The sequence below is a fragment of the Ruegeria sp. CE12 genome, from assembly GCF_056537525.1.
In genome coordinates, this window is sequence record NZ_JBQFRS010000066.1 from 1 (window position 1) to 891 (window position 891).

The 891-nt window shown below is 57.7% G+C and carries 2 protein-coding genes; both read left to right on the plus strand.

Annotated features, from left to right (window positions below; genetic code table 11):
- On the plus strand, positions 1-245 hold a 245-nt coding region (locus ACR0IO_RS23160), incomplete at its 5' end, for a cupredoxin domain-containing protein (protein ID WP_480745211.1).
- A gap of 85 nt (positions 246-330) precedes the next feature.
- Positions 331-891 (plus strand): protoheme IX farnesyltransferase (locus ACR0IO_RS23165; protein ID WP_480745213.1); only part of this gene is annotated, 561 nt, incomplete at its 3' end.

An 891-nucleotide genomic window follows, 5' to 3' on the forward strand; every position in this document is an offset into this window, starting at 1 on the left:
GTGTGAAGCAGGACGGAATCCCGGGTCGCCTTGCGCAGCTGTGGTTCAATGTTGAGCCTGGCCGTGAAGGCATCTATTTCGGGCAGTGTTCTGAGCTGTGCGGCGTGAACCACGCCTACATGCCGATCACCGTCTTCGCAGTGACCCCTGAGGAATATGACGCATGGACACGCGGCGAAATCAGCGACTTCGCCTCTGTAGATGCGCGTGCGCCACAGGTTGTGGAACTGGCCGCGGCGCAATAAGCGCAGCAAAGCTTCTGCCAAGCCACCCGCGCAATCAGGTGGCTTGGCGATTTCGCAAATAACCCCCCAAAGGACGCGCCCGCAGATGAGCGATGCATCCATTGATATCACCACCAAATCGGCGAAACCCGCTGAACTGGAACCCAAAGAAGCAAGCTTTGGGGATTATGTGCTGCTGCTTAAGCCACGTGTGATGTCTTTGGTGGTGTTCACCGCTTTTGTTGGCATTGTCGCGGCGCCCGAGGCGCAGTCTTTGTTCATCTCTTTCTGTGCCATTTTGTTCATCGCCATTGGTGCGGGGGCGTCTGGCGCGCTGAATATGTGGTATGATGCCGATATTGACCGCGTTATGAAGCGCACCGCCTCGCGCCCTGTGCCGTCTGGGCGTGTCACCGCGCAAGAGGCGTTTCAGATCGGTCTTGCGCTCTCGGTCATGTCGGTTGTGTTCCTTGGCCTTGCGACCAATTGGGTTGCGGCGGGGCTCTTGGCCTTTACCATCTTTTTCTACGTTGTGATTTACACGATGTGGCTGAAACGCGCGACCCCGCAGAATATCGTCATTGGTGGCGCGGCAGGGGCCTTTCCCCCAATGGTGGGCTGGGCGGCTGTAACGGGTGATGTTTCGCTGGCCTCTATGCTGATGTTC